This window comes from Cryobacterium inferilacus, from assembly GCF_019599185.1.
Classification (GTDB): Bacteria; Actinomycetota; Actinomycetes; order Actinomycetales; family Microbacteriaceae; genus Cryobacterium; species Cryobacterium inferilacus.
In genome coordinates this window covers 12,640-39,084 of sequence record NZ_JAIEUL010000010.1, presented here as the reverse complement: position 1 = coordinate 39,084, position 26,445 = coordinate 12,640, and the positions used below count along the sequence as shown (strand labels likewise).

The following is a 26,445-nucleotide window of genomic DNA, read 5'->3' as shown; positions in this document are numbered from 1 at the left end:
GCTACACCGTCACGACAACCTTGCCCAGGGCACGGCCTTCGCCCAGGTAGCCGAGCGCCCGCGCCGTCTCCTGCAACGGATAGGTGCGGTCGACAGTGATGCGCAGGTCGCCGGCGGCGCACCGTTCGGCGACGGGTTCGAAGAAGACCGGGCCCTCCCTCGCGATGAGCACCCCCAACCGGCGCCCGGAGACCAGTCCGAGCGCCGCGCCGACGGTCACGATCCGCAGCAGGCTGCGCACGGTTCCGCCGACGCAGAGGTAGCGACCGCCGCGGGCAAGGGCCCGCCGGTAGGCGAACACCGACCGGTGCGCCACGAGGTCGAGGATCAGGTCGAACGGTTCGAGCCGGGTGAAGTCCGAGGTGGTGTAGTCCACGACCTCATCGGCGCCGAGCCCGCGCATGAAGTCCAGCTTGCCCCCGTTGTCCACGCCGGTCACGTGCGCTCCGGCGCGTTTGGCCAGCTGGATCGCGAAAGACCCAGACCCGCCGCCGGCGCCGTTGATCAGCACCCGCTGCCCGCGACGAACCCGCGCGGTGCCCTGCACCGCGATTGCACCGGCCTGGGGCAGGGTCGAGGCCTCCACGAAGCTCAGCCCGGCGGGCTTGGGGGCGAGAGCAGCGACCGGCGCCACCGCATACTCGGCGAAGCCGCCCAGGAGCCCCAGGTTGTCGCCGTACACCTCGTCGCCCACCCGCAACCGCGTGACCCCCGAGCCGACGGCAGCGACCCGCCCGGCGATATCGGAGCCCAACACCCGTCGCCGGGGCGCGCGCAGCCCGCCCAGCCGGGCGTATCCCGGGCGGCCGGTCAGGCCCTCCCAGTCGGACAGGTTGAGCGAGGTGGCGGCCACCTCGATCAGCACCTGGCCGGCACCGGGCGCCGGTGTCGGGATCTGCTCGACCCTGAGCACATCCGGCCCGCCGTACCGGTCGTACACGACGGCTCTCACACCGACCGGCTATCGAGCGCAGCACCCTGATCGACCATGCCGGCCAGTGTACGCGGGGCTGCCAGACACCGGAACGCGAACGTAGGCTGGTGGCATGACCGGCCCACGCGAACCCAGCGATACCCCGCTCAACGTGGCGCGGTACAAGATCAACCGCGAGATACCCGCAGCCGAGAAACCCGAACCGGCCGAGCCCGACACCAACGAGGCCGGTCAGTCGATGATGGATGCCCGCGCCCAGTACGTGGAGATCTCCATCCAGCAGGCCATGCGCCGTGGCGACTTCGACAACCTGCCCGGCACCGGCAAGCCGATCCCCGGGCTGGAGGCCCCGTACGACCCGGACTGGTGGATCCGCCAGAAGATCGAACGGGAGCAGATCACCGGTCTGGGCCCGCCCGCGCTCACCCTGCGCTCCGAGGACGCCGGCCTGACCGCCCGGCTCGACGCCGTGGTTTCCGAGCCGCAGGTGCGGGAGATTCTCGACGACTTCAACCGGCGGGTGATCCAGGCCCGCCGGCAGTTGCGCGGCGGCCCACCCGTCGTCACGGCCCTTCGCGAGGTGGATGCCGAGGTCGCCCTCTGGCGGGAACGCCGGGAGGCCGCCCGGGTGGAGCGGGAAGCGGCACGGGAGCGGGAGGCCGCCGCCCTGGCCGCGATGACCTGGCGTCAACGCCGCCGAGCCGCCCGCGAACGTCGTTGAGGCGCACGCCAGCCGGTGGCATCCTGCCCGTATGACCGCTGACCCGACCGCCGCGCGCTTTCAGGAGGACGTGGAGGCCCTGGCCACCCCGGAGCAACGCCAGAAGTACACCCGGTACTTTCCGGGTGATGTCTCGTTCATCGGCGTGCGGATGGGTGACGTGTTCGCCCTGGCCGGTCGGTCGCTGGCTATGCCGGTGGGTGAGATCGAGAGGCTGCTCGAGAGCCCGACGCATGAGGTGCGGGCCGGTGCCTGCTCGATCATGGCGAAGGCGGCGACACACCGCACGGCCGACCAGGGCCGGCGGGAAGAGCTCTACCAGCTGTACCTGCGACGGCACGACCGGATCGACGCCTGGGACCTGGTGGACCTGGCGGCGCATCAGGTGGTCGGCGGCTGGCTCGTCGACAAACCGCGCGACCCGCTCTACGCCCTGGCGGCATCGTCGTTCTGGCCGGAGCGACGCACCGCCATGGTCGCGACCGCCGCGTTCCTGCGCCGGGGCGACACCACCGACACGCTGGCCCTGGCTCGGCTGCTCGCACCCGACGAGAACGTCTACGTGCAGAAGGCCACCGGCTGGATGCTGCGCTACCTCGGCGACGTCGACCGGAACGCACTGACCGGTTTCCTCGACGAGAACGCCGCCCACCTACCGCGGCTGACCGTGCGCGCAGCGACCGAGAAACTCGCCAAGCAGTCCCGCCAGGACTGAAACCCCGTGCACGGTTCGATCCGGCCGAGCGGCCTATCGACCGCACGGGCGCGGGGTTAGCCTCGGTCGTGACGAGCCAGACCCGGCCTGACCTGCCCACGGCCGGACGAATCGACCAGGGAGACGTCGTGAGTGCGGTGACGGTGCAGAACCTGCGGAAGGAATACGCCGGGGTGGCGGTGGTGGACGACCTGTCGTTCACGATCGAACAGGGCGAGATCTTCGCTCTGCTCGGCCCGAACGGGGCAGGGAAGACGACGACGGTGGAGATCCTGGAGGGCCACCGGAACGCGGACGGTGGATCGGTGCGGGTGCTCGGCTTCGACCCGCAGACCGGCGGGCGCCGGTTCCGGGAGCGGATCGGCATCGTGCTGCAGGAAGCCGGGTTCGACGAGGACTTCTCGGTGCGGGAGCTGGTGAGCCTGTACCGGGGGATGTACCCCCGCCGGCTGGCGGTGGATGCCGTGATCGAGCAGGTGGGCCTGACCGACAAGGCCAGGGCCAGGGTCAAGACGCTCTCCGGCGGGCAACGGCGCCGCCTCGACCTGGCGCTCGGGCTGGTGGGCGACCCTGAGCTCCTGTTCCTGGACGAACCGACGACGGGCTTCGACCCCACCGCGCGCCGGCGGGCGTGGGAACTCGTGGAGGGGCTGCGGCACCTGGGCAAGACGGTGCTGCTGACCACGCACTACCTGGATGAGGCCGAACACCTCGCCGATAAGGTGGCGGTGATCGTGCGCGGCCGGCTGGTGGCGCTCGACACCCCGCAGGCGCTCGCCGCGGCCCGGCACGGCGACACCGTGACCTTTCGGCTGCCGGCGGGCATCGGCATCGCCGACCTGCCGGCGCTGGGGGACACCCCCGTGCCCGACGGAACCGGGTGGGCGGTGGAGACCGACCGGCCGACCGCGGTGCTGCACACCCTGACCGGGTGGGCGGTGCAGCGCGGGGTGGAACTGCCCGCACTGAGGGTGCGCCGGCCGTCGCTCGAAGACGCCTACCTGGCCCTGATCGGTGGGGAATCGTCGGAGGAGGACACCCCCACCTCTGAGGTGGAACTGTGAGTGCCCCCGCGCTGGCGACGGACCGGGGCCGGCCGACGGTGGCCCGGTTGGCGCTGGCCCAGGTCGGGTACGCGCTGCGGGCGCTCTGGCGTAGCCGGACCGTGCTGATCTTCACGTTCGGGTTGCCGCTGGTGTGGCTGGTGATCATCGGGGTCGTGGCCGGCAATGAGACCGTCGATGCGGCATCCGGGGTGCGCCTGATGCAGTTCGTCACGCCCATCGCCGTGGCCATGGGCACCTTCTTCGGCACCTACCCCACCCTGGCGACGTCGCTGTCGGAGGCCAGGGAGACCGGGGTGCTCAAACGGCTGCGCGGCACGCCGGTGCCGGCGGCGGCCTACCTGGTCGGTCAGGTCGGCGCGGCGGTGCTGCTGGCCCTGAGCTCGTTCGTGCTGACCCTCGTACTGGCGGCCGTTGCCTATGGTGTGGAGGTGCGTGCAGAGACCGCCCTGGCGCTCGCCGTGACCGTGCTGGTGGGTATCGCGTCGTTCTCGGCGCTCGGGTTGGCCGTGGCCATGCTCGCGACAACGGCCGCACTGGCCCAGGCGATCTCGATCGGCACCGCCATCGTGCTGGCGTTCATCTCCGGGCTCTTCGTCGTCGGCGGCGAACTGCCGGCCGTGTTGTCGAACATCGCCGGGGTACTGCCGCTCAAACCATACGCGGATGCGCTCACGGACCAGTTCGATCCCTTCCTGACCGGTGCCGGCTGGGACCTGGCCGCCCTGGCGATCATCGCCGCCTGGGGTGTGGCCGGGGCTGCACTGGCCGGTTGGGCGTTCCGCCGGCAGCCGGTGGCGCAGCGGGCGCGCCCACACGCCGCGGCGGCGCGGTCAGCGGGTGCGTCATCCGCCGTGGCCTCGGGCAGCGCCGAGCCGGTGCCGGCCACCCGGCCAGGTGCGGTGCGGGCGGATGCGGTCAGCACGGTCAGCAGGCCCTCGACGGTGCGACTGGTGTTCGACCAGGCCCTGGCGGCCAACCGGGCCACCTGGCGTGACCCCGGTTCGTTGCTCCTCGTCGTGGTTCCGGTGGGGCTCTACGCCCTGCTGCTGACGACGCAGGGGAACGTGCAACTGCCAGGCGGGATGCCGTTCGCGACCTTCTTCGCCGCGAGCATGATCACCTGGGGTGCGGGCACGGCGGTGGTATTGAACCTGCCGGAGGCCGTGGCCAGGGCCCGCGACCGGGGTGTGCTCAAACGGCTGCGCGGCACGCCGTTGGCGTCCGGGCACTACCTGGCCGGCGTCACAGCGGCCGGACTGGCGCTCAGCTACTTCGTGGCCGTGCTCGTGGTGACCACCGGGTGGATCTTCTTCGGGCTGCGGATCTCGCCCATCGGCCTGCTGCTCGGGGTGCTGGTGATCCTGCTCGGCACGCTGACCCTCGCGGTCTGCGGATTCCTGTTGGCGGCCCTGGTCCCCAACTCCCGGGCGGTCGGCGCGGTGGGCCTGATGGTGCTGTTCGTGCTCGCGTTCGTCTCGGACATCTTCATCGTGGGGATCGAGCAGGACTGGTTGCGGTTCATCGGCGCGGTGTTCCCGCTCAAACACCTGCAGGGCGCCCTCGCCGACGTCTGGAATCCGGCCGGGGTGGTGGTCGACTGGGTCGACTACGCGGTCCTGCTGATCTGGGCCGTGGGCGCGACGGCCCTGGCCGTGCGGTTGTTCCGCTGGGAGCCGCGCCGCGGCTGAGCGGATCCCTCGCCCGAGACCCCGACATCACTCTCGGGGCTCACAGTTCCCGGGCGATGTCCTGTGCCCAGGCGTCGATGGCGGGCCAGTCCCGGAAGTCGCCGTTGGGCAGGATCTTCTCCACGGCGGGCATCTTGCCCACCAGACTGTCCCGTCCGCGCAGCTTCGAGGTGTCCATGGCCCCGTAGAACACCTGGGTGCCGCGCGGCGAGAGGCTCTCGGCGAATTCGGCGAACTGCTTCGGAACCGCCTGGGTGAGCATGTCGCGGCCCTCGGCATCCGTTGTCTCGGTGCCGAGCGGGCCGCTGCTGAACAACCAGACCGGGCGGCCGGCGAGCAGCTCGTGATGGCGCCGCACGAATCGGGTGGCATCCTTGCGCCACGAACCCAGGTAGGCCGACGCACCGATCACAAACGCGTCGTAGCCGGTCGGATCGTGCACGTCAGCCACCGGGCGTGCCTCTGCGGGTAGCCCGGCGGTGGAGAGCGTGGCGGCGATGCGCTCGGCGATGCCGGCCGTGGCGCCGTACTTGCTTGAATACCCGACCAGTACGGTCATGGTCTCCTCCTAGGATGCTGAGCGGCGAGTGGGACGCACAGACCGTATACCCACTGGCGCCCGTGCGCCGCGCCTGACCTGGCTGGGTGATTCACGCTTGAAACCCGCGCGGCATGGCGAGAGAATTGGCGCTTCAGGCACCGCCGAGCACCGCCCGGCACCGTCAACAGGGAGCGCCCATGTCGGAACTCACCGTGATCAGGCAATCACCAGACCCGGAGCATTCGCACCAGCAGCGGGGCAGGGCCCCGTCGCTGACAGAACGGCTCAGAGGGCTGGGCCGGAACCGGGTCGGCGCGCTGCTGCTGCTCGCGGCCACGCTGACGGCGATCGTGTGGGCGAACATCCCGTCGGCGTCGTACGCGGAGTTCTGGGACACCCACTTCAGCGTGGGGGTGGCCGACCTGCAACTGGACTTCACCCTGCACGCCCTGGTCAACGACGCGCTCATGGCGATCTTCTTCTTCACCGTGGGACTGGAGGTGCGGCGGGAGTTCGCCATCGGTGAGCTCACCAGCTGGGCTCGGGCCGTGATACCGATGGTCGCCGCCGTCGCCGGGCTGGTGTTGCCCGCTCTGCTCTACATCGCCATCACTTCAGGCTCCGGACAGGAGCACGCCTGGGGGATCGTGATCTCCACCGACACGGCGTTCCTCGTCGGTGCGCTCGCGCTGATCGGGCCACGGATGCCCGGCCGGCTGCGGATCTTCCTGCTGGCGCTGGCGGTCGTCGACGACATCGGCGCCCTGGCCATCATCGCCCTGGTCTACACGGCGGACTTCACCCCGTGGCCCCTGGCGATTGCGGCGATCGGGCTGGTCGGGGTGTACTGCACCCGGTACCTCCGCGGCGGCCGCGGGCCGGTGTACGGCACCCTCGCCGTGATCGTCTGGCTGGCGTTCCTCGCCTCCGGCGTGCATCCCACCCTGGCCGGCGTCGCGATCGCGCTCCTCGTTCCGGTGTACCGGCCCAAGCGGCGTGACGTTGAACACGCCCTCGACCTCGCGCGCACCTTCCGGCAGTCCCCGAACAGCGAATACGCCCGTGCCGCCGCCAACAGCCTGCGTGAGTCGATCTCGATCAACGAACGACTGCAGTCCGCCTACGCCCCCTACGTGGCCTATGTGATCCTGCCCATCTTCGCCCTGGCCAACGCCGGTGTGCAGCTGAGCCCGACCATTCTGGCGGCCGCGGTGGTGTCGCCCATCACCTGGGGGATCGTGCTCGGCCTGGTGCTGGGCAAGCTGCTCGGCGTGTTCGGGTCGACCGCACTGATGCGCCTCGCCCGGCTGGGTGAGTTCGGCCCAGGCCTCACCCTAGACCGTATCGCCGGCGGCGCGGCCCTCTGCGGCATGGGCTTCACCATCTCGCTGTTCATCGTCGATCTGGCCATCGACGACCCGGCCATCCAGAACGAGGCCCGCGTCGGCGTGCTGGCGGCATCCGTGATCGCGTTCACCCTGGCGACCGTGATTTTTCGGCTGTCGGACGCCGTGCGCCCCACTGCGGCCACCGGACTGACACTGGTGCGGCCGGTCGACCCGGCCAGGGACCACATTTTCGGGCCAGTGGACGCGCCGCTGACGATGGTGGAGTACGGCGACTTCCAGTGCGGTTTCTGCCTCAAGGCCACCGGCTCGGTCGAGGAGGTGCACCGCGAACTCGGCGACCGGCTGCGCTACGTCTGGCGGCACGCACCGCTCACCCGGTACCACCCGAACGCCCTCGCGGCGGCGGAGGCGGCGGAGGCCGCGGCCCGGCAGGGCAAGTTCTTCGAGTTCGAACGGAGCCTGTTCGCCGATCAGGAGCACCAACTGCCGTCGGACATCATCCGGCGAGCCGAAGAACTGGGCCTGGACGTGGACCGGTTCACCGCCGACCTGGAATCCGCCGAGGTCACCCAGCGGGTGCAGGATGACATGCTCGACGCCGAGGCGATGGAGGTGACCGCGGTGCCCACCTTCTTCCTCAACGGGCGCCGCCACATCGGCCCGTACGACGCGCAGTCGCTCATCCGCGCGCTCGAGCGCACCGCCCCGGAGCCCGGGCCTGCCTGACGCCCGAGGGTAGCCATCCGCCGCAGTCGGGTCGATGATTGGTGCGTGACGGGATGGGGTGCGCTGATCGGACCCGGGTCATGAACCCGGCGTCGCGGCGCGTCCAGCGCATCTACCTCGTTTTGCTGCTCGGCAACACGCTGGCGGCGTCGTTCATCTGGGGCATCAACACGCTGTTCCTGCTAGACGCCGGGCTGAGCAACTTCGAGGCCTTCGCCGCGAACGCGTTCTTCACCGCCGGCATGGTGATCTTCGAGATTCCCACCGGCGTCGTCGCCGACACCGTCGGCCGCAAGGCCTCCTACCTGCTGGGCACGATCACGCTCTCGGTCACCACCGCGCTGTACTGGCTGCTGTGGCTCTGGCAGTCCCCGTTCGTCTGGTGGGCCATCGTGTCGGTGCTGCTCGGCCTGGGTTTCACCTTCTTCTCCGGCGCGGTGGAGGCCTGGCTGGTCGACGCGCTGACCTCCACCGGATACGCCGGCAGCCTCGAGGCGGTGTTCGGGCGCGGGCTCGTGGTCACCGGTATCGCCATGTTCGCCGGATCGGTGCTGGGCGGCGTGCTCGCCCAGGCCACCGATCTCGGGGTGCCGTTCCTGGTGCGCGCCGGGATTCTCGTGGTCATGTTCGTGTACGCGTTCATCGTGATGAGAGACCTCGGCTTCACCCCTGACCGCTCCCGCGGCCCGCTCAAGGCCACCAGGCTCGTGCTCACCGAGTCGGTCGAGCACGGGCTCAAGCGCCGTTCGGTGCGGTACATCATCCTCTCCGCCCCGTTCGCCTCCGGCGTCGGTTTCTACGCCTTCTACGCCCTGCAGCCGTACCTCCTCGAGCTGTACGGCGACCCGTCCGCGTACTCGATCGCCGGCCTGGCCGCGGCCATCCTCTCCCTGGCGCAGATCGCCGGCGGTGTGCTGGCGCCGCGCATCCGGGTGCTGTTCGCCCGCCGCACCAGCACGGTGATTCTGGCCTCGTTGGTCAGCGTGGTGTCCCTGGTGATTCTGGGCGTGAACAGCCTGTTCTGGCTGGCCGTGATAATGCTGATGGTGTGGGGGTTCGTCTTCGCGGTGGCCGAACCGGTGCGGCAGGCCTACCTCAACGACATGATCCCGTCGAAGCAACGCGCCACCGTGCTCTCGTTCGACTCGCTCTTCGGCAGCCTCGGCGGCGTGTTCATCCAACCGGCGCTTGGGCGTTCCGCCGACATCTGGGGGTACGGCGCCTCCCTCGTGATCGGCGGCCTGGTGGAGCTGATCGGTGTGCCGATCATGCTCGCCAGCCGACGCCAGAGAGACCCCGCCGATACCAGGACCGTGCAGGCGGATGCTCCGGCGCCGGAGACCTGAGCCGGGCCGCGGCGCACGGGTTGCCGGTGATGGCGCACGCGCGTAGCGTCACCAGCGGCATCCACCAACCGGTCGGGAGAGGCCGTCATCATGCACACGTTGCTCGAACGGTACGGGGTCTTCGCCGCCAGTCACCCGTGGCGGGTGGTCGTGGTCTTTCTCGCGGTCGTGGGGCTCGTGGCCGGGTTCGGTCTGGGGTGGGGGCAGAGCACCGACGACACGGTGACCCTGCCTGGCAGCGAGAGCACCGCGGCGCAGGACCTGCTCAACTCGGCCTTCCCCGACAGCGCGAAGGGCTCTGGCACGATCGTCTTCTCCGGCGACGCCGGGGCGTTCTCCTCGGCAGACGGCACCGCCGCGCTGCAGAGCCTGGCCGGCAGCATCGCCGGTGATGACCACGTCACCCAGGCCGTGCTGCTGCCCACGGCGATCAGCTCCGACGGCAGCGTGGCATACATCAGCGTCTCCTTCGACGTGGAAACCCGGGGAGTCACCCCCGCCATCGCCCAGGCCGTGCTGGACACCGCCACCGACGGCGCCCCCTCCGGCGCGACGGTGCTGCCCGGCGGGCAGATCGCCACCACCCTCGCCGCCGAGCCCACCCACGGCGCTGAGCTGGTCGGGCTCATCGCGGCCGCGGTCATCCTGCTGCTGTCACTGGGCACCGCCGTCGCGATGGCGCTGCCCATCCTCACGGCCCTGCTCGGCCTGGTCTTCGGGCTCGGCGCCATCGCCCTGCTCAGCCGGCTGGATGCCATCCCCACTGTCTCCGGAACGATCGCGGCGATGCTCAGCCTCGGCGTCGGCATCGACTACTCCCTCTTCCTCATCACCAAGTTCCGCACGGTTCGGGCCACGGGGGCGCCGATCCCGGTCGCGGCCGGCCGGGCCATGGCCAGTTCCGGCTCCGCCATCGTGTTCGCCGGGGTGACCGTGATGGTGGCCCTGGCCGGCCTGGTGCTGGCCGGGGTGCCGTACCTCAACTCGCTGGCCTGGGTGGCAGCGGCCGGCGTCGCCTGCGCCCTGCTCACCTGCCTGATCCTGCTGCCGGCCGTGCTCGGGCTGCTCGGCGACGGAATCGAGCGGCTGGCCCTGCCCCGCCGCACCGCCCGGCGCAAAAAACCCGGCGTCTGGCACCGGATCGGCGCCGCCACCTCGAAACGGCCCTGGTGGTCCCTGGCCGGAAGTGTCGTGGTGCTGGCGGCGTTGGCGTTCCCGGTCACCGCCCTGCAGCTCGGCCAGACCGACGACGGCAACGACCCCACCGACCGGGTCACCCGGCAAAGCTACGACGTGCTCAGCGACGCGTTCGGGGCCGGGGTCAACGGGCCGCTGCTGGTGATCACCGCCCTGCCGACGCCGGAGCCGAGCGACCAGTCGGTGCCCGCCGACCCCGCCCTCGCCGCGCTCACCACCGCGTTCGGCTCCACCGACGGGGTGGCCAGCGTGGTCGGCGCCACGGTCAGCGATGACGGCACCGCCGCCCAGTGGTCGGTGATCCCCACCACCGCACCGAGCGACCCGAAGACCGCGACGCTGGTGGAAACCCTGCGCAACACGGTGATTCCCGGCGCAGAGGGCGACCTCGACCCGCTCGTCGGCGGCCAGACGGCGGCGAAGGCCGACTTCGCCGGCATTATCGACTCGAGCCTGCTCACCGTGATCATCGCCGTGATCGCGGCGAGCGCCGTGCTGCTCTTCTTCGCGTTCCGCTCCCTGGCGATCCCGCTCACCGCGGCGGCGATGAACGTGGTGTCGATCCTGGTGGCGTACGGGGTGCTCGTGTTCGTGTTCCAGCAGGGCAACGGCATCCAGCTCACCGGCCTCGACGCCGCCGTGCCGATCGAGGCCTACGTGCCGCTGCTGCTCTTCGCCGTATTGTTCGGGCTGTCGATGGACTACGAGGTGTTCCTGATCAGCGCCATCCAGGAGTCCTGGCACAGCTTCGCCGACAACCGCCGCGCCGTCGTGCACGGTATCGGCAGCACCGGCAGGGTGATCACCTCGGCCGCCCTGATCATGGTGAGTGTGTTCATCTCGTTCGTGCCCAACCCCGACCCCGTCGTCAAGATGTTCGGCGTGGGCCTGGCCGTGGCCGTGCTCGTGGACGCGACCCTGGTGCGCGGCGTGCTGGTGCCCGCCGTGATGACGGTGCTCGGCCGCGCCAACTGGTGGCTGCCGCGCTGGCTCGACAAACGGATGCCGCACCTCACCATCGAAGGCTGACCAGGGGTCTTCGCCGTCATCCGCCTCGACGGGCATGCAGCCCCGTCGACCGAGGTGTGCGCCGCACGCCCGGCACCGGTATCGTGCTCGGTAGTGCGGCGCCGCTGCCGACATCCTGACGAAGACGGACCCTGCCATGTCGCTCACCCCTGACCCCGCCGCCCAGGCGCTACTCCCGCTGCTGGAGGAACAGAACGCCCGCATCGGTTTCACCTCGTTCGACTACGACGACGCATACCGGCTCGGCAGCGCGATCATGGCCAGGGCCGCAGCGGAGGACCTCAGGATCACCGTGACGATGAGCTTCGGCGAGCAGCGCGTCTTCCACGCGGCCCGGCCAGGCACGACAGCAGACAACGACGACTGGCTGGCCAGGAAGTTCCGGGTGGTGTCCCGGTACAACGTGCCGTCCTTCCTGGTCAGCACCAAGTACCGGGCCAGGGGCCAGGACTTCAACGCGGCCACCGGCCTGCCCATCACCCAGTACGTGGCGGCGGGCGGCGCCTTCCCGCTGCGGGTCAACGGCTCCCTGATCGGTGCCGTCGGGGTGTCAGGACTGGTCGAAAACCTCGATCACGACCTGGTCGTCTGGGCACTCGAGGCCGCCCAGGCCGCCGCGGCCTGACCGGAGCGCGTGCCGCTGACGACTCACTGCCGGGCCATGATGATGCGGAAACGCTCCTCTGGGTCGATGAAGTGGTCGTGGTTGTCGTCACCGAGGTCGATCTGCACCCAGTTGATCCGACCGCTGAAGCGGCTACGTGCCGTGGTGTAGTCGGCGGTGACGGCCGTGCCGGACTCGTAGCCGACATCCGTCGTCTCATCGGCGGAGAAGATCATCGCCTGGGTGGCCTCCACCCGGCCGGTGCCCACCGGGGTGCCGTCGTAGTACACGGTGACGTTGCCGCCCTTGCCCAGGCCGCCGCCGTCGTAGGCGAACTCCATGCGCACCTGGCACCGGCCGGTCGGGATCGGTCGGTCTGCCTCGGTGCTGAACTGCCGGATGCCGAGCACGTTGTACACGAAGGTGGCCCGACCCGCCTTGGCGTACAGGCTCCAGCCCCCGAACCGGCCGCCCTGGGCGATGATCACGCCGTTCGCACCATCGGGCGGCACCACCAATTCTGCTGTCACCGAGAACGATTTGTTCTTCACGCTGACCACGCTGTTCTCCGACAGCCGACCCATCCCGGCGAACAGGAGCTGGCTGTTTCCCCTGGTCAAGGTCGGGCGCCCAGCGATCTCGGGGGTGGCCCGTTCGATGCCGCGGTCGTCGATCGGCAACACGTTGTACTTCGTGGCCTCGATCAGCCAGAGCCGTTGCAGCTTGGCGAGCATCTCCGGATGCTCCGCCGCCAGGTTGCGAGCCTGGCTGTAGTCGGTGCTGCCGTCATAGAGCTCCCAGACGTCGTCATCGAACGCGGGAATCTCCCCACCGAGCATCACCCACGGGGTGCGGTGTTTCGTCACCGCGCTCCAACCCTTGTAGTACAGGCCCCGGTTGCCGAACATTTCGAAGTACTGCAGGTCGTGCCGCTCAGGGGCGCTTTGGTCGCCGAAGCTGTACAGCATGCTCACCCCCTCCATGGGGGACTGCTGCACACCGTTGACCATGGTGGGCTCCGGCAGGCCGGCGGCCTCCAGGATGGTCGGGGCGATGTCGATGCAGTGGGTGAACTGCTCCCGGAGCCCGCCCTTCTCTGCGATGCCGGTGGGCCAGTGCACGATGGTGCCGTTGCGCGTGCCGCCCCAGTGCGAGGCGACCTGCTTGGTCCACTGGAACGGGGTGTCCATCGCCCACGCCCAGCCGACCGCGTAGTGGTTGTACGAGCTCGGACTGCCGAGCTCCGGCAGCTTCGCGGCCAGGAACTCCGGTGTTTCCAGGGCAGCCATGCCGTTGAAGTTCGCCATCTCGTTGAACGCCCCGTTGACCGTGCCCTCGGCGGAGGCCCCGTTGTCGCCGATGATGTAGTAGATGATCGTGTCGTCCAGAATGCCCAGGTCGGTGACGGTGTCGATCAGCCGGCCGACGTGGTGGTCGGTGTGCTCCAGGAACCCGGCGTAGACCTCCATCTCCCGTTCGAGCACCGGCTTGAGCTCTGCGGGCATGTCGTCCCAGGCGGGGATCTCCGCGTGCCGGGGTGTGAGCTCGGCATCGGCGGGCACCACACCCAGCTCCTTCTGCTTCGCCAGGGTGCGTTCCCGCTGCACGTCCCAGCCGTCGGCGAATTTCCCCGCGTACTTGTCGGCCCACTCCTGCGGCACGTGGTGCGGAGCGTGCGTGGCTCCCGGCGCGAAGTAGACGAAGAACGGTTTGTCGGGCATCAACGCCTTCTGCGAACGCATCCAGTTGCACGCGTGATCGGCCAGGTCTTCGGTGAGGTGGTAGCCCTCCTCCGGGGTCGCCGGTGGCTCCACCGGGGTGGTGCCGTCGTAGAGGGCTGGATCCCACTGATTGTTCTCCCCGCCGATGAAGCCGTAGAACGTTTCGAACCCGCCGCCGCTGGACGGCCAGGCGTCGAACGGTCCCATCGGCGAGGACTGCCAGACGGGCACCTCGTGGCACTTGCCGAACTGGGCGGTGGAGTAGCCGTTCAGCTTGAGGGTCATCGCCAGGGGCGCCTTGGTATTGGGGCGCACCGAGCTGTTTCCCGGCGCCGAGGTGGCCGTCTCGGTGATGCTGCCCATGCCCACCGAGTGATGGTTGCGACCGGTGAGCAGCGCCTGCCGGGTGGGGGCGCAGAGCGCCGTGGTGTGGAAACGGTTGAAGGTGAGGCCGCCGGCGGCGAGCTTCTCGGCGTTGGGCGTGGCGCACGGTCCGCCGAAGGCGCTCGACGCGCCGAAGCCCACGTCGTCCAGCAGGATCACCAGCACGTTCGGCGCACCGGCCGGTGGCCGCAACGGCTCGATCGGTGGGTACTGCGTGTCTGGATCCTTCGCGTCGTAGGTGGTGAGCCCGGGCGCCGGGCGGTCCGGGATCGGCAGCATCGAGCGGGCGTGGCGGTCTGCGGTCATGGTGGGCCCTCCTGGCTCTCTCCGGGGGCACGGTAGCCTGCCCGCCCGACGAGCGGCATCACCCTCTTCAGATGAGGTCAGTCTCATGAGCCCGTACGATCGGGGGATGCCCCCACGTTCGCCTCTGCCGCCACGACACGGGCTCGACGCCGCGTGGCTGTGCACCGCGGAGCGCGACCGGCCCGGCGTTCCCCAACCCACCTGGCCGAGCATGGCCGCCTGGCTGCACCACCGGCTGGCCGAGCGGGTGCACGTTGCCGAGTTCCTGGCCGGCGGGCGGTTCGTCTACCAGAACGGTGCGCCGGTCACCGCGGCAGACCCGTACCTGCCCACGACCTTTGTCTGGTTCCACCGCGACCTGGCCGACGAACCAGTGGTGCCCGGCCCGCTGCACCTGGTCTACCGGGACGAGCGGATCGTGGTCATCGACAAGCCACCGTTCCTCTCCAGCATCCCGCGCGGCCGGCACGTCGTGCAGAGCGTCGTGGTGCGGCTGCGCGCCCAGCTGGGATTACCCGAGCTCTCCCCGTTGCACCGCCTGGACCGGGTGACCAGCGGACTGCTGGTGCTGGCCACCGAACGCCGCTGGCGCGGGGACTACCAGACCCTCTTCCAACGCGGTGAGGTGACCAAGGTGTACCGGGCGTTGGCGCCGCTTCGCGCGAACCTGCGCCTGCCTGTCACCGTGCGGAACCACCTCCGCACCCGGCCAGGCCAGTGGCAGGGCGAGGTCGTGCCCGGCGCCCCCGTCAACGCCGAGTCGGTGATCGAACTGGAGGGCGCGCACGAGAACACGGGCCGGTACCGGCTGACACCGCGCACCGGGCGTACCCACCAGCTGCGCCTGCACATGCTCGGGCTGGGCATCCCGATCATCGATGACCCGCTCTACCCCGTGCTGCAGGATGTCGACGTGCACGATTTTCGACGGCCGCTGCAGCTGCTGGCCAGCGAACTGGCCTTCACCGATCCCATCGATGGCGGCCAGCGGCGGTTCGCGAGTGTGCGCCGGCTGCCGGTGACAGCGGAGGTCGCAGGGGCCCGCTGACGCTCGTGCCTACTCCAGGCCGGCCTGGCCGGCTCGGCCGCTGGTCACGAGCACGGCCGTGGCGGTATCGAGCTCTGCCCAGCTGCCCGGCAGGCCCAGCACGGCCAGGGAGGACGTCGACAGTGTGATGTCCTCGCCGGTGAGCACGGCGACGAGTTCCTCGAGCCCGGGGTTGTGGGCCACGAGAATCACATTCTGCAGCTCGTCGGGCAGTTCGTGCACGATGTCGAGCAGATCATTCACGGATGCCGCATACGCCCGGTCATCGATCCGCGCCTCCGGCCCATCGATGAACTCCGCCGAGGCCAGCGCCCAGGTGGCCCTGGCCCGGGTAGCGGGGGAGACGATGGCCAGGTCGATGGCGGGGTAGTTCTCGGCCAACCAACTCCCGGCATCCGGTGCCTGGCTCTGCCCGCGGGGATTGAGGGTGCGATCGATGTCGGCTTCGCCGCCCGACCAGTCGGACTTGGCGTGCCGAAGCAAGATCAGGGTGCGCTGCGTGGGTGGGGTCATTGCACCAGTCTGCACCCGCCGTGCACCCGTCTGGCCGGCCGGCGCCCGACGCACTCGGACGCGCGGGGTCAAAGATGTGCGAGGAGGGGCGGCCCGGCCATAGGCTTGCACTCGGACCGCCTCGCAGCGTTGCGGGAGCCGTGGACCGTATTCCGATGATTCAGGAGGGCCTCGTGGCCGAATCTACCCCCGTTGATCCCACTTCCACCGCTGCGTGGACGCAGCTCGCCGGCATCGCCGACGGCTTCACGCCCGACCTGCGCGGGTGGTTCGACGCCGATGCCGATCGTGCAGACCGTTACACCTTCCAGGCGGCCGACCTCACAGTCGACCTGTCGAAGGGCCTGATCACCGAGGAGATCCTCGGCCACCTCGTGGAGCTCGCCCGCGACGTCGACGTGCCGGGGCGCTACCAGGCGATGATCACCGGCGAGCACATCAACGCCACAGAGGACCGCGCGGTGCTGCACACCGCTCTCCGCCGCCCCCAGGGCGCCGCCGGCCTGGTGCCCCCGGCCGGCTTCATCGTCGACGGTCAGGACGTCGACGCCGACGTGCACGCCACGCTCGACAAGGTCTACGCGTTCGCCGACAAGGTGCGCTCCGGTGAGTGGACCGGCGTGACCGGCAAGCCGATCAGCACGGTGGTCAACATCGGCATCGGCGGCTCCGACCTCGGCCCGGTGATGGTCTACGAGGCCCTGAAGCCGTATGTGAAGGCCGGCCTGGAGGTGCGGTTCGTCTCGAACATCGATCCCACCGACGTCTACGAGAAGACCGCGGGCCTCGACCCGGAGACGACGCTGTTCATCGTCGCCTCCAAGACCTTCGGCACCCTCGAGACCCTCACCAACGCCCGCCTGGCCCGCGAGTGGCTGTGGGCCGAGCTGGCCGCGACCGGCGCCATCGACGAGACGGATGCGGCGCGCACGAATGCCGTCGCCAAGCACTTCGTCGCCGTGTCCACGGCCCTGGACAAGGTCAAGGCCTTCGGCATCGACCCCGAGAACGCGTTCGGCTTCTGGGACTGGGTCGGCGGGCGTTACTCGGTCGACTCGGCGATCGGCACCTCGGTGGTCATCGCCATCGGCCCAGACAACTGGCGCGAGTTCCTCGCCGGTTTCCACGCCATCGACGAGCACATGCGCACCGCGCCGCTGGAGCAGAACGTGCCCGTGCTGATGGGCCTGCTCAACGTCTGGTACACCAACTTCCTGGGCGCGCAGAGCCACGCCGTGCTTCCGTACGCGCAGTACCTGCACCGCTTCCCGGCGTACCTGCAGCAGCTGACGATGGAGTCCAACGGTAAGAGCGTGCGCTGGGACGGCAGCCCGGTCACGACCGACACCGGCGAGGTCTTCTGGGGCGAACCCGGCACCAACGGGCAGCACGCGTTCTACCAGCTCATCCACCAGGGCACCCGCCTTGTTCCGGCCGACTTCATCGCCGTGGCCAACCCCGCGCATCCGTTGAAGGACGAGACCGGCGACGGCGCAGGGGTCGAGCCGGGGCAGGACGTGCACACCCTGTTCATGGCCAACTTCTTCGCCCAGACCAAGGCACTGGCATTCGGCAAGACCGCAGAAGAGGTGCGCGCGGACGGCGTCGCGGAGGCCATCGTTCCCGCCAAGGTCTTCAGCGGCAACCGGCCGACGACGTCGATCCTGGCTTCCGCCCTCACCCCGAGTGTGGTCGGTCAGCTCATCGCGCTGTACGAGCACATCGTGTTCGTGGAGGGCACCGTCTGGGGCATCGACTCGTTCGACCAGTGGGGTGTCGAACTCGGCAAGCAGCTGGCGCTGCAGGTCACCCCGGCCGTGCAGGGTGACAGCGCCGTGCTGGCGGCGCAGGACTCCTCCACCAAGGCGCTGATCGCGAAGTACCTGCAGCTGCGTCACTAACCGAGCGACTCCCGCCCGGTTCGCTCGCGCGGGCGCGCCGTCAGGCGCGCCCGCGCGCGGTCTCCTCCGCCCGCTGTTCCGCCGTGATGAGCCGGGTGGCGGCGTCGATCAGCGCCAGGTGGGTGAACGCCTGCGGAAAATTGCCCAGGTGTTGCCCGGTGGTCGCGTCGATCTCCTCCGCGTAGAGCAGCAGGGGCCCGGCGAACGAGAGCAACTTGAGGAACAGGGCCGCTGCCGCTTCGTGTTCACCGATCATGACCAGAGCCGACACCAGCCAGAACGAGCAGATGCTGAAGGTGCCCTCCTCGCCGGTGAGGCCGTCCTCGGTGCGGTCCACCCGGTAGCGCAGCACGAGGCCGTGCTCGGTCAGCTCCTTGTTGATCGCGAGTACGGTCGCCCGCACCCGGTCGTCATCCGGCGGCAGGAACCCCATGATCGGCAGCAACAGCAGCGAGGCATCGAGGTCGGTGGTGTCGTAGTGCTGGGTGAACACACCGCGGTCACTCACGCCCCGGTCACAGACATCCGCCTTAATTCGATCGGCGGAAGCCCGCCACGACTCAGCCCGGCGGGAATCGCCGCGACTGTCCGCGATTCGGGCGCCACGGTCGGCCGCGACCCAGCACAGCACCTTCGACGCGACGAAATGCCGCGGTGCCCCGCGCATCTCCCAGATACCCTGATCCGGTTCCGCACTGCGCGCTATCGCGGTATCCACCAGCACGCAGAGCCGTTCCCACGCCGCGGGGCCGATCTGCCCGCCGCCGCGGAGGTGCTCAGCGACCGAGTCGAGCAACATGCCCCAGACATCGTGCTGGTGCTGGTCGAAGGCCCCATTGCCGATGCGCACGGGCCGGGAATCGCGGTAGCCGGACAGGTGGTCGAGGATGTGTTCGGTGAGGTCCTGTTCACCGCCGATCCCGTACATGATCTGCAGTCCTCCGGCGGTGTTCGGCGGGGAGGCGCCGACGGCGTCGACGATGAACGCGAAGTAGTCGTAGGCCTCCCCGTCGAAGCCGAGCCCGTGCAGCGCGCGCAACATGAAGGCGGTATCCCGAATCCAGGTGAAGCGGTAGTCCCAGTTCCGTTCGCCGCCAGGTGTCTCCGGCAGCGAGGTGGTCGCCGCGGCCATGATGGCACCCGTCGGTGCGTAGCTCAGCCCCTTGAGAGCCAGGGCGCTGCGCTCGATATACGGGCGGAACCGATGGTCGGGAAAGGTGGCCATGCTCAACCAATTGCGCCAGTATTTCTCGGTCTGCTCGAGCTGGCGGGTTGCCTCGGCGAGGTCGTGCGGCACGCTGCCGTCCCAGCCCAGGGCCACGAACGCGGACTCGCCGGTTTCGAGAGTGGTGCGCCCGGTGCAGCGCCCGCCCACGACCCCCAGCGGCACGGTGCCGCCGAGCACGAGCACCACATCGTCGGCGGCGACCGTGGCCCTGGTGTACCCCGGGCCGTCGAAGTGCCAGACGGCCTGGTCCCTGGCGTAGTCGAACAGCGGGAAGCAATTCACCTGCAGCTCGACCCGGCCGTCGAAGCAGGTGGCGATGCGCAGGAGCGTGCGCTGTGAGATCGCGCTGCCGGGTGAGCGCCGGTAGCCCTCGCGGCGGTGCTCGGCCAGCGGACCCATCACCAGCGCATCCGTCACGGTCAGCCAACCGGTGGGAGTGTGCCAGGTGGTCTCGAGCACCATGGTCCCCGGTCGGTACCGGCGCTGTTCGGGCACCTCGGTGTTGGTGGGGGAGAAGCCGAACAGGCCGGCGGTGCGGTCCAGTAGCGCCGCGAAGACGCTGGGGCTGTCCGGCCGGGGCAGGCACATCCACTCCACCGCGCCATCCGGGGCGATCAGGGCGTTCACCTCGCAATCGGAGAGGAACGCGTAGTCGGCGATCGGTGGAAACCTCATGTCGGGTGGCCTTCCGGTGTCTGGCGGTGCGTCTGGCCGGGCGGATGAGTCCAGAGTCGTCCCCGGTCGTCGCACTGTCAACGCACCCCAGCGGCGGCAGCGCCCGAAGCCGTGCTCCGGGGCTATGGTGCAGGTGGGATCGGTTCCGCCGAGAGCGGGGAGGGCCAGGAGATGCGCGATGACATTCCGACGCGCGATGACACGATGGCGTTGGTGGTGGCCGGCTACGCCGACCCTGGCAGGGCCCGGCGGGATTTCGACGCCGTCACCGAGCTGGTGCGCAGCCGGCAGCTGTCCACCAGAGGCATGATCCTGGTGGTCAGGAGCGTAGGGGGAGCGGCCAGGCTGGAGGAGACCAGCGACGATCACGGGCACGTCGGCCACGGCTGGGGCGCCGGCGTCGGGGTTCTGGTCGGACTGTTCGATCCGGTGATGCTGGGTACCGTCGTGGTCGGTTCGGTGGGCGGCAGCGTGGTGGATGTGTTCAGCGGGCATCGGCTGCGACATGCCCTGCGGGTCGAGGTCGGACAGGCGCTGGCTGACGGATCGGCGGCGTTCATCGGCATGGTGCCGTCAGCTGCCCGCACCGCTCTGGCGGCGGCGCTGCCCGGAGCGCAGGCGGTGTCCGCCGTGGAATCGGATGAGATCACCCTGACCGACCTGGAGGCGGCAGTGGAGAGCGCCCTGGGAAGGATCGCGGAGTGACCGGAAGCGTGGCCGGCCGAGCACCGTCGTAGTCTGGCCGTCGTAGTCTGGGGGAATGCCCGCCCACTCGGATGACGCCCGCGCCGATCTGGCCGCGCTCTGCGCGCGCGGCCTGGACTGGGGCACCGGGCGCAGCCGCGACCTGCCGCAGGCGGCAGCGGCCCGCCACGCGGCGGTGCTCGTGCTGTTCGGGGCGCTCGACGCCATCCCGGCCCTGGCGGGCGGACCCGCTGCCCCGGCGGTGCCGCGCGATCTGGACGTCCTCCTGTTGCGTCGAGCCGCGACCCTCGGCAGCCACCCCGGTCAGATCGCCTTTCCCGGCGGCCGGCTGGAGGCATCCGATGCCGGCCCGATCGCCGCGGCCCTGCGGGAAGCCGTGGAGGAGACCGGCCTGGACCCGGCCGGGCTCGAGCCCCTGGGCACGCTGCCGGCCATGCCGGTTCCGGTGAGCAACCACCTCGTCACCCCGGTTCCGGCCTGGTGGACCCGCCCGTCCCAGGTGGCCGCCATCGACCACGCCGAAACCGTGGACGTGTTCCGAGTGCCAGTGGCCGACCTCCTCGACCCCGCCAACCGGGCCAACACCGCGCACACCGTTGCCGGTCTCGACTATCGGGCACCGGCGTTCACCGTCGGCGGCCGGCTGGTCTGGGGGTTCACCGCGATCGTGCTGTCCCGCATGTTCGACGAGCTCGGCTGGGCCGAACCCTGGGACCCCGACCGCATCGTGCACCCCGACCGCTGAGCCGCACGGGGCTGGCCCGCACTGCCAGCCCGCCGACCGCGGTGGCGTGGATGGAACCGAACCGTGAGTGTGGACATTATTAGGTATGACGGCTGCCCGGGGGACCAACGAGTACGAGGTGTGGGCACGCGCCGTCGAGGGGGATGCGGGGGCGTTCGGGGAGCTCTTCGATGAGCATCGTGACCGGGTCTTCGGTCACGCCCTGCGCGCGCTCGGCTCGCGGCACGACGCCGAAGACGCCACGGCGATCGTGTTCCTCGAGCTCTGGCGGCACCGGCGCCGGGTGCGGGTGGTGAACGGGTCGGTGATCGGCTGGCTGCTGGTGACCACCAACAACGTCTGCCGCAACCAGGCCCGATCCGCCCGGCGCTACCGTCTGGCCCTGTCGAAGCTCTCGCCAGAGCGCTCGCACCCCGACCCCACCGACGACCTCGGTGCGGACCTGGACCGCGCCCGCAGCGCGCCAGGGGTGCGCGAGGTGTTCGCGCAGCTGAGCGCCCGCGACCAGGACATCCTCACCCTCTGCGTACTCGAGGAACTGACCACCGCAGAGGCCGCCCTGGCCCTGCGGATTCCGATCGGAACCGTGAAATCCCGGCTGTACCGGGCGAAGAACCGCATGGCCGAACTGATGCTGCAGAGCACACCAGACGCCAGAGAGGGGTGGAGCCGGTGATGAACCCCGACCGCCACGACGACCGCCACGACCGCGCCGACCGGCCCACGATGGACCCGACCCGCAGCGCCGACATCCGGGCCTTGCTCGTGCGGACCGTGGCCGCGGCTCCGCGGCCGCGCACCGCCCGCCTCTCCCGTGCCGCGTTCTCGCTGGCCGCGACCGCAGCCCTGCTCTTCGCCGGCGGCATCGGGGCCGGCACCGTGGTGGCCTACGACCGGCTGAGCGACACCGTCGTCGCCCAAAACTCCAGCGGCCCCGAAGCCGTCAACGAGTCCGGCAGCGAGTCGGGCGATGCACTCCACGGCCAGAGTGCCGAGAGCCTGGATGCCGCGACGGACTCCGACCTCGGCGTCACCGAAGCCGCCTCAGACGAGCTCATCCCCGTGCTCGAGCTCAACGGCGAAACCGGGTACGCCTACCGGAGCGACATGCTGATCGGGCAGGCAGCCCAGGCCAACAGCGATTCAGCCACCGGTGACTTCGCCACAGAAGACACCGCGGAACCAGCCACGGGTGCCGCCCGCGTGCCCATCTACCAGTCCGACGGCGTCACCGTGCTCGGCTATTTCGATCCGGCCGGGCTGCTGCCGTGAGGCGCTCAACGGTCGGTGCGCTGACGCTGCAGGTCGCCTGCGCCGTGCTGCTGGCGGGCTGCGCGACCCCGGGAGCGTCCACCGATCCGTTCGGCTGCGGCATCGTGGTCACCCCGGAGCGGGCCGTTGTGGGCGGGGATGTCACCGTCTCCCGCCCGGCCGCCGAGCCCAGCGACATCTGCACCACCCTGGACCCCGGCAGCACCCAGACCCTCGAGATACGCTCGAGCATCTCGGATGACCCCATCCGGGGTACCGCCACGGCGGTCGTCGAAGACGACGGTTCATTCGAGGTCACGATGCCCGTGCCCACCGGCATCCGTCTGGACCGGGCGGTTGTGACCGCGATACCGCCGGCCGAGTCGGATTGCACCGAGGCGGCCGCCGCGGCGGGCACCCCCGACGACTGCTACTTCCCCCGGGCGCAATTCACGGTGGGGTTCGCAGACGACGACCTCGCACCCGTCACCATCGTCAGCACGGATGCGGCCCAGCCGCCCCATCCGCCCGGCGACGGGTTCCCCGACTCCTACGCCCTCGCCGGACCGGGCCGGAACGAGCTCACCCTGGTGATCTTCGGCTCCGGCTGCGCGTCCCGGCCCACTCGATACCTGCACGACGCGCCGACCGGCAGCCTGGAGATCGTGAGCGAGGTCATCATGCCCGCCGGTCAGAACGGCTGCAACGAACCCCTCATCCCCTGGACCACGGTGATCGAGGTACCCGACGAGTACCGCGACTACCGCAGCGTGAAGGTCGACAACCTGGACGCCATCCTGCTCGGCTAGCGCCCCCGCCCGGCTAGTGCGAGTCCTCGGCCTTGGTGATGGGCTCGCCGTCCACCTGGCCACGGTCGGCCTTGGCGGCGTCACCGCGGGTCTTGGCCAGGCTCGCGATGGTTGCCACGGTGATGGTGGCGGCGATGAAGACCAGGGAGAACCAGATCGGAATCTCTGGCACCCAGAGCAGCGGTTCGCCGCCGTTGATGAACGGCACCTCGTTGACGTGCAGGGCGTGGAAGACCAGTTTGAGGCCGATGAAGCCGAGGATCACGGCCAGCCCCTGGGACAGGTAGACCAGGCGTTCGAGCAGCCCGCCGATGAGGAAGAACAGTTGACGCAGGCCCATCAGGGCGAAGGCGTTGGCGGTGAAGACGATGTACGCCTCTGAGGTGAGCCCGTAGATGGCGGGGATCGAGTCGATCGCAAAGACCAGGTCGATGAAGCCGATCGCGATGATGGTGAGCAGCACCGGGGTGATGTACCGCTTGCCGTTGATCCTCGTGGTCAGTTTGTCGCGGTCGTACTCGTCGCTGACCGGCAGCACCCGGCGGGTCACGCGCACGAAGAGGTTATTGGCGGGGTCGCCCTCGTGGCCGCGCACCTGCAGGTAGGCCAGCACGAACAGCAGGGCGCCGAAGAGGTAGAACACCCAGGAGAAGTTCTCGATCAGGGCGGCGCCGATCGCGATGAAGCCACCGCGCATGATCAGCGCGATGATGATGCCGAACATCAGCACCTTCTGCTGGTACGCCTTGGGGACCGCGAACGCTGCCATCACGATGAGGAACACGAAGAGGTTGTCGATCGACAGGGCCTTCTCGGTGAGATAGCCGGCAAAGTACTCGCCGCCGTAGCGCCAGCCGGAGACGACGCCGATGCCGACGCCGAAGAGCAGGGCGAGCCCGATGTAGAAGGCCGACCAGCGGGCCGACTCACCCACGGTGGGTTCGTGGGGCTTCCGCACGTGGGCGAAGAACTCGTAGGCGAAGAACGCGATCGTCACCGCGATGGTGATCAACCAGATGGTGGGAGTGATGTTCAAGGAGAGCTCCAGGTCGGGGTGAACGGCGGAGTCAAGGTCTCTTCCACCCGCAGGCCCCGCAGGGCAGTCGAGCCAGCGTCCCGGGACTCGTCATCAAGTCCGTATTAACGGGTGCGCTGCGTGGGAATACTCCCCTTGCTTGCTCAAGGGTAGAACAGATTTGCTGAGATATCGCCGGGCGGATGCGTCGGATCGGGAATCGCTCCGGGGCGGGGCTTGGCGACAAAAAAGCACCCGCGCACCTCGAGAGTCGAGGTGCGCGGGTGCGGCGCCGTTTCGCGGGTGGCACGCCGCCCGCGAAGCGGCGCCTGACCCGCGTAACGGTGTCGAACTAGTAGCGGCGCGGCGGACGCTCGGAGCGCTCGCCCTGCTGCGGTCGGTCGTTGCGGCCGGCCGAGGCGCCGTTGTCGGCGTGGATCTCGATCAGCTTGCCGCTGATCCGGGTCGCGGACAGACGGCCGAGGATGTCGCCGGACATGTCGGCGGGAAGGTCGACCAGGGAGTACTCGGGCAGGATCTGGATCGCGCCGAAGTCTTCCCGGCTCAGGCCGCCCTCGTTGGCCAGGGCGCCGACGATCTGGCGCGGCTCCACCTTGTGGCGCTTGCCGACCTCGATGCGGTACGAGGCCATGGCCCGGTTGCTGTCGCGTGAGCGACGTTCGGGGCGTTCGCTGCGCATCGGACGGTCGTCCCGGCTGCCACGGTCGTCGCGGCTGTCACGACGGTCGTTGCGCACGGGACGGTCACCACGGTCGCGGTCGCGGTGCTCGGTGCGCTCACGGTCGAAGCGCTGCTGCTGACGCGCGTCTTCTGCGTTGAGCAGAAGGGGCGTCTCACCCTGGGCGACCACGGCGAGGGCGGCGGCCACGTCGGCCTCCGGCACGTCGTGGTGGGAGACGTAGTGGCCGATGATGTCGCGGAAGGTGTTGATCCGGTCGCTCTGGCCGAGAGCCTCGGTGATGGCGTCGTCGAACCGGGCGAGCCGGGTCACGTTGACGTCTTCGACGCTCGGCAGCTGCATCTGGGTGAGCGGCTGGCGGGTGGCCCGCTCGATCGCGTTGAGCAGGTGACGCTCACGCGGGGTGACGAAGCTGATCGCGGCGCCGCTGCGGCCGGCGCGGCCGGTGCGGCCGATCCGGTGCACGTACGACTCGGTGTCGATCGGGATGTCGTAGTTGATGACGTGGCTGATCCGCTCCACGTCCAGGCCGCGGGCGGCGACATCCGTGGCGACCAGGATGTCGAGCTTGCCGCTCTTGAGCTGCTCGACGGTGCGCTCACGCTGCACCTGGGGAACGTCACCGTTGATGGCCGTCGCGGAGTAACCGCGGGCGCGCAGCTTCTCGGCGAGGGTCTCGGTCTCGTTCTTGGTGCGGGTGAAGACGATCATGCCTTCGAAGTTCTCCACCTCGAGGATGCGGGTGAGCGCATCCACCTTCTGCGGGTAGGAGACCAGCAGGTAGCGCTGCGTGGTGTTCGCCGAGGTCGTGGTCTTGTTCTTGACCGTGATCTCTTCGGGGTCGTTCAGGTACTGCTTGGAGATGCGGCGGATCGCGGCGGGCATCGTGGCCGAGAACAGGGCCACCTGCTTGTCGTCCGGGGTGTCGGCGAGGATCGTCTCGACGTCTTCGGCGAAGCCCATCTTGAGCATTTCGTCGGCTTCGTCCAGCACCAGGTACTTGAGCTGGGACAGGTCGAGGGTGCCCTTGTCGAGGTGGTCCATGATGCGGCCGGGAGTACCGACGACAACGTGCACACCACGGCGGAGCGCGGAGAGCTGCGTGCCGTAACCCTGTCCACCGTAGACGGGCAGCACGTGCACGCCCTTCATGTGGGCGGCGTACTTCTCGAACGCCTCACAGACCTGCAGCGCGAGCTCACGGGTCGGGGCGAGGACCAGTGCCTGCGGGCTCTTCTGGGACAGGTCGAGGCGGGAGAGGATGGGCAGTGCGAATGCTGCAGTCTTGCCTGTGCCGGTCTGGGCGAGGCCCACGACGTCGCGGCCGTCGAGCAGCGGCGGGATCGTGGCGGCCTGGATGGCAGACGGGGTTTCGTAGCCGACGTCTTTGAGGGCCTTGAGCACGGCGTCGCTGAGCCCTAGCTCGGAGAAATTGATCGTCGTTCGGGCAGTGTCTGCCTCGGTAGGTGCAGTTGAATCAGGAGGCGTCATACTACTACGGTAGTCGGTCGGAGTGCGTACCCCGTT

General features: G+C 69.6%; 22 protein-coding genes. 15 read left to right on the top strand and 7 right to left on the bottom strand.

Features of this window, described 5'->3' with window-relative positions:
* Nucleotide 1: 1 nt before the first annotated feature.
* A complete protein-coding gene (locus K2F54_RS10430) occupies nucleotides 2-952 on the bottom strand; it encodes an NAD(P)-dependent alcohol dehydrogenase (RefSeq protein WP_220605807.1) in 951 nt (316 codons plus the stop codon).
* 94 nt (nucleotides 953-1,046) lie between these two features.
* Between K2F54_RS10430 and K2F54_RS10425 the strand changes: the two genes are divergently transcribed.
* The 4 genes from K2F54_RS10425 (at nucleotide 1,047) to K2F54_RS10410 (ending at nucleotide 5,125) form a co-directional block, all read left to right on the top strand.
* Entirely contained in the window at nucleotides 1,047-1,655 is a 609-nt protein-coding gene (locus K2F54_RS10425) for a DnaJ family domain-containing protein (protein WP_220605806.1), read from the top strand.
* A gap of 31 nt (nucleotides 1,656-1,686) precedes the next feature.
* Entirely contained in the window at nucleotides 1,687-2,370 is a 684-nt protein-coding gene (locus K2F54_RS10420) for a DNA alkylation repair protein (RefSeq protein ID WP_220605805.1), read from the top strand.
* 68 nt (nucleotides 2,371-2,438) lie between these two features.
* The gene (locus K2F54_RS10415; RefSeq protein ID WP_308287611.1) at nucleotides 2,439-3,434 is read left to right on the top strand and encodes an ABC transporter ATP-binding protein; all 996 of its coding nucleotides are present in this window, start codon (nucleotides 2,439-2,441) and stop codon (nucleotides 3,432-3,434) included.
* On the top strand, nucleotides 3,431-5,125 hold the full coding sequence (locus tag K2F54_RS10410) for an ABC transporter permease (protein ID WP_220605804.1): 1,695 nt from the start codon (nucleotides 3,431-3,433) through the stop codon (nucleotides 5,123-5,125). The genes K2F54_RS10415 and K2F54_RS10410 overlap by 4 nt, the downstream gene beginning before the upstream one ends.
* A gap of 40 nt (nucleotides 5,126-5,165) precedes the next feature.
* On the opposite strand, the gene K2F54_RS10405 is transcribed toward K2F54_RS10410, so the two are convergent.
* The gene (locus K2F54_RS10405; RefSeq protein WP_220605803.1) at nucleotides 5,166-5,684 is read right to left on the bottom strand and encodes a flavodoxin domain-containing protein; all 519 of its coding nucleotides are present in this window, start codon (nucleotides 5,682-5,684) and stop codon (nucleotides 5,166-5,168) included.
* A gap of 179 nt (nucleotides 5,685-5,863) precedes the next feature.
* On the opposite strand from K2F54_RS10405, the gene nhaA reads away from it, so the two are divergent.
* The 4 genes from nhaA to K2F54_RS10385 all read left to right on the top strand — a co-directional run bounded on the left by nhaA (nucleotide 5,864) and on the right by K2F54_RS10385 (nucleotide 11,938).
* Nucleotides 5,864-7,741, top strand: coding sequence for a Na+/H+ antiporter NhaA (nhaA, locus tag K2F54_RS10400; protein ID WP_220605802.1), 1,878 nt, complete (start codon nucleotides 5,864-5,866; stop codon nucleotides 7,739-7,741).
* A gap of 80 nt (nucleotides 7,742-7,821) precedes the next feature.
* The gene (locus tag K2F54_RS10395) at nucleotides 7,822-9,087 is read left to right on the top strand and encodes an MFS transporter (protein ID WP_220605801.1); all 1,266 of its coding nucleotides are present in this window, start codon (nucleotides 7,822-7,824) and stop codon (nucleotides 9,085-9,087) included.
* Nucleotides 9,088-9,177: 90 nt separating this feature from the next.
* Entirely contained in the window at nucleotides 9,178-11,313 is a 2,136-nt protein-coding gene (locus K2F54_RS10390; protein WP_220605800.1) for an MMPL family transporter, read from the top strand.
* Nucleotides 11,314-11,449: 136 nt separating this feature from the next.
* Nucleotides 11,450-11,938 carry a heme-degrading domain-containing protein gene (locus K2F54_RS10385; RefSeq protein ID WP_220605799.1) on the top strand — a complete coding sequence of 163 codons (489 nt, stop codon included), beginning with the start codon at nucleotides 11,450-11,452 and terminating at the stop codon, nucleotides 11,936-11,938.
* 23 nt (nucleotides 11,939-11,961) lie between these two features.
* Here K2F54_RS10385 and K2F54_RS10380 read toward each other — a convergent pair whose 3' ends face one another.
* A complete protein-coding gene (locus tag K2F54_RS10380; RefSeq protein ID WP_220605798.1) occupies nucleotides 11,962-14,328 on the bottom strand; it encodes an arylsulfatase in 2,367 nt (788 codons plus the stop codon).
* A gap of 106 nt (nucleotides 14,329-14,434) precedes the next feature.
* On the opposite strand from K2F54_RS10380, the gene K2F54_RS10375 reads away from it, so the two are divergent.
* Nucleotides 14,435-15,376 carry a pseudouridine synthase gene (locus tag K2F54_RS10375; RefSeq protein WP_220605797.1) on the top strand — a complete coding sequence of 314 codons (942 nt, stop codon included), beginning with the start codon at nucleotides 14,435-14,437 and terminating at the stop codon, nucleotides 15,374-15,376.
* 9 nt (nucleotides 15,377-15,385) lie between these two features.
* On the opposite strand, the gene K2F54_RS10370 is transcribed toward K2F54_RS10375, so the two are convergent.
* Nucleotides 15,386-15,889 carry a SixA phosphatase family protein gene (locus K2F54_RS10370; protein ID WP_220605796.1) on the bottom strand — a complete coding sequence of 168 codons (504 nt, stop codon included), beginning with the start codon at nucleotides 15,887-15,889 and terminating at the stop codon, nucleotides 15,386-15,388.
* A 155-nt stretch (nucleotides 15,890-16,044) separates the two neighbouring features.
* Between K2F54_RS10370 and pgi the strand changes: the two genes are divergently transcribed.
* Nucleotides 16,045-17,790 carry a glucose-6-phosphate isomerase gene (gene pgi, locus K2F54_RS10365; protein ID WP_220605795.1) on the top strand — a complete coding sequence of 582 codons (1,746 nt, stop codon included), beginning with the start codon at nucleotides 16,045-16,047 and terminating at the stop codon, nucleotides 17,788-17,790.
* A 40-nt stretch (nucleotides 17,791-17,830) separates the two neighbouring features.
* On the opposite strand, the gene K2F54_RS10360 is transcribed toward pgi, so the two are convergent.
* Nucleotides 17,831-19,693, bottom strand: a complete 1,863-nt coding sequence (locus K2F54_RS10360; RefSeq protein ID WP_220605794.1) for a glycoside hydrolase family 15 protein — start codon at nucleotides 19,691-19,693, stop codon at nucleotides 17,831-17,833.
* Nucleotides 19,694-19,864: 171 nt separating this feature from the next.
* On the opposite strand from K2F54_RS10360, the gene K2F54_RS10355 reads away from it, so the two are divergent.
* From K2F54_RS10355 to K2F54_RS10335, 5 genes are all read left to right on the top strand, one after another.
* Entirely contained in the window at nucleotides 19,865-20,398 is a 534-nt protein-coding gene (locus tag K2F54_RS10355) for a hypothetical protein (RefSeq protein WP_220605793.1), read from the top strand.
* A 55-nt stretch (nucleotides 20,399-20,453) separates the two neighbouring features.
* Nucleotides 20,454-21,143, top strand: a complete 690-nt coding sequence (locus tag K2F54_RS10350) for an NUDIX hydrolase (RefSeq protein ID WP_220605792.1) — start codon at nucleotides 20,454-20,456, stop codon at nucleotides 21,141-21,143.
* An 85-nt stretch (nucleotides 21,144-21,228) separates the two neighbouring features.
* A complete protein-coding gene (locus tag K2F54_RS10345; RefSeq protein WP_220605791.1) occupies nucleotides 21,229-21,819 on the top strand; it encodes an RNA polymerase sigma factor in 591 nt (196 codons plus the stop codon).
* Nucleotides 21,819-22,415, top strand: coding sequence for a hypothetical protein (locus tag K2F54_RS10340; protein WP_220605790.1), 597 nt, complete (start codon nucleotides 21,819-21,821; stop codon nucleotides 22,413-22,415). The genes K2F54_RS10345 and K2F54_RS10340 overlap by 1 nt, the downstream gene beginning before the upstream one ends.
* Entirely contained in the window at nucleotides 22,412-23,203 is a 792-nt protein-coding gene (locus K2F54_RS10335; protein WP_220605789.1) for a hypothetical protein, read from the top strand. Before K2F54_RS10340 ends, K2F54_RS10335 begins: the two co-directional genes overlap by 4 nt.
* 13 nt (nucleotides 23,204-23,216) lie before the next feature.
* Here the strand turns inward: K2F54_RS10335 and K2F54_RS10330 are convergent, their stop codons facing one another.
* Nucleotides 23,217-24,239 carry a TerC family protein gene (locus tag K2F54_RS10330; protein WP_220605788.1) on the bottom strand — a complete coding sequence of 341 codons (1,023 nt, stop codon included), beginning with the start codon at nucleotides 24,237-24,239 and terminating at the stop codon, nucleotides 23,217-23,219.
* 331 nt (nucleotides 24,240-24,570) lie between these two features.
* On the bottom strand, nucleotides 24,571-26,409 hold the full coding sequence (locus tag K2F54_RS10325) for a DEAD/DEAH box helicase (RefSeq protein ID WP_220605787.1): 1,839 nt from the start codon (nucleotides 26,407-26,409) through the stop codon (nucleotides 24,571-24,573).
* Nucleotides 26,410-26,445 lie beyond the last annotated feature (36 nt).

Coding starts and splice junctions, on each gene's coding strand:
- K2F54_RS10395 (WP_220605801.1), top strand. CDS start 7,822: ATGAACCCGGCGTCGCGGCGCGTCCAGCGCATCTACCTCGTTTTGCTG.
- pgi (WP_220605795.1), top strand. CDS start 16,045: ATGATTCAGGAGGGCCTCGTGGCCGAATCTACCCCCGTTGATCCCACT.
- K2F54_RS10405 (WP_220605803.1), bottom strand. CDS start 5,684: ATGACCGTACTGGTCGGGTATTCAAGCAAGTACGGCGCCACGGCCGGC.
- K2F54_RS10385 (WP_220605799.1), top strand. CDS start 11,450: ATGTCGCTCACCCCTGACCCCGCCGCCCAGGCGCTACTCCCGCTGCTG.
- K2F54_RS10375 (WP_220605797.1), top strand. CDS start 14,435: ATGCCCCCACGTTCGCCTCTGCCGCCACGACACGGGCTCGACGCCGCG.
- K2F54_RS10420 (WP_220605805.1), top strand. CDS start 1,687: ATGACCGCTGACCCGACCGCCGCGCGCTTTCAGGAGGACGTGGAGGCC.
- K2F54_RS10380 (WP_220605798.1), bottom strand. CDS start 14,328: ATGACCGCAGACCGCCACGCCCGCTCGATGCTGCCGATCCCGGACCGC.
- K2F54_RS10390 (WP_220605800.1), top strand. CDS start 9,178: ATGCACACGTTGCTCGAACGGTACGGGGTCTTCGCCGCCAGTCACCCG.
- nhaA (WP_220605802.1), top strand. CDS start 5,864: ATGTCGGAACTCACCGTGATCAGGCAATCACCAGACCCGGAGCATTCG.
- K2F54_RS10345 (WP_220605791.1), top strand. CDS start 21,229: ATGACGGCTGCCCGGGGGACCAACGAGTACGAGGTGTGGGCACGCGCC.
- K2F54_RS10350 (WP_220605792.1), top strand. CDS start 20,454: ATGCCCGCCCACTCGGATGACGCCCGCGCCGATCTGGCCGCGCTCTGC.
- K2F54_RS10425 (WP_220605806.1), top strand. CDS start 1,047: ATGACCGGCCCACGCGAACCCAGCGATACCCCGCTCAACGTGGCGCGG.
- K2F54_RS10355 (WP_220605793.1), top strand. CDS start 19,865: ATGCGCGATGACATTCCGACGCGCGATGACACGATGGCGTTGGTGGTG.
- K2F54_RS10325 (WP_220605787.1), bottom strand. CDS start 26,409: ATGACGCCTCCTGATTCAACTGCACCTACCGAGGCAGACACTGCCCGA.
- K2F54_RS10360 (WP_220605794.1), bottom strand. CDS start 19,693: ATGAGGTTTCCACCGATCGCCGACTACGCGTTCCTCTCCGATTGCGAG.
- K2F54_RS10340 (WP_220605790.1), top strand. CDS start 21,819: ATGAACCCCGACCGCCACGACGACCGCCACGACCGCGCCGACCGGCCC.
- K2F54_RS10370 (WP_220605796.1), bottom strand. CDS start 15,889: ATGACCCCACCCACGCAGCGCACCCTGATCTTGCTTCGGCACGCCAAG.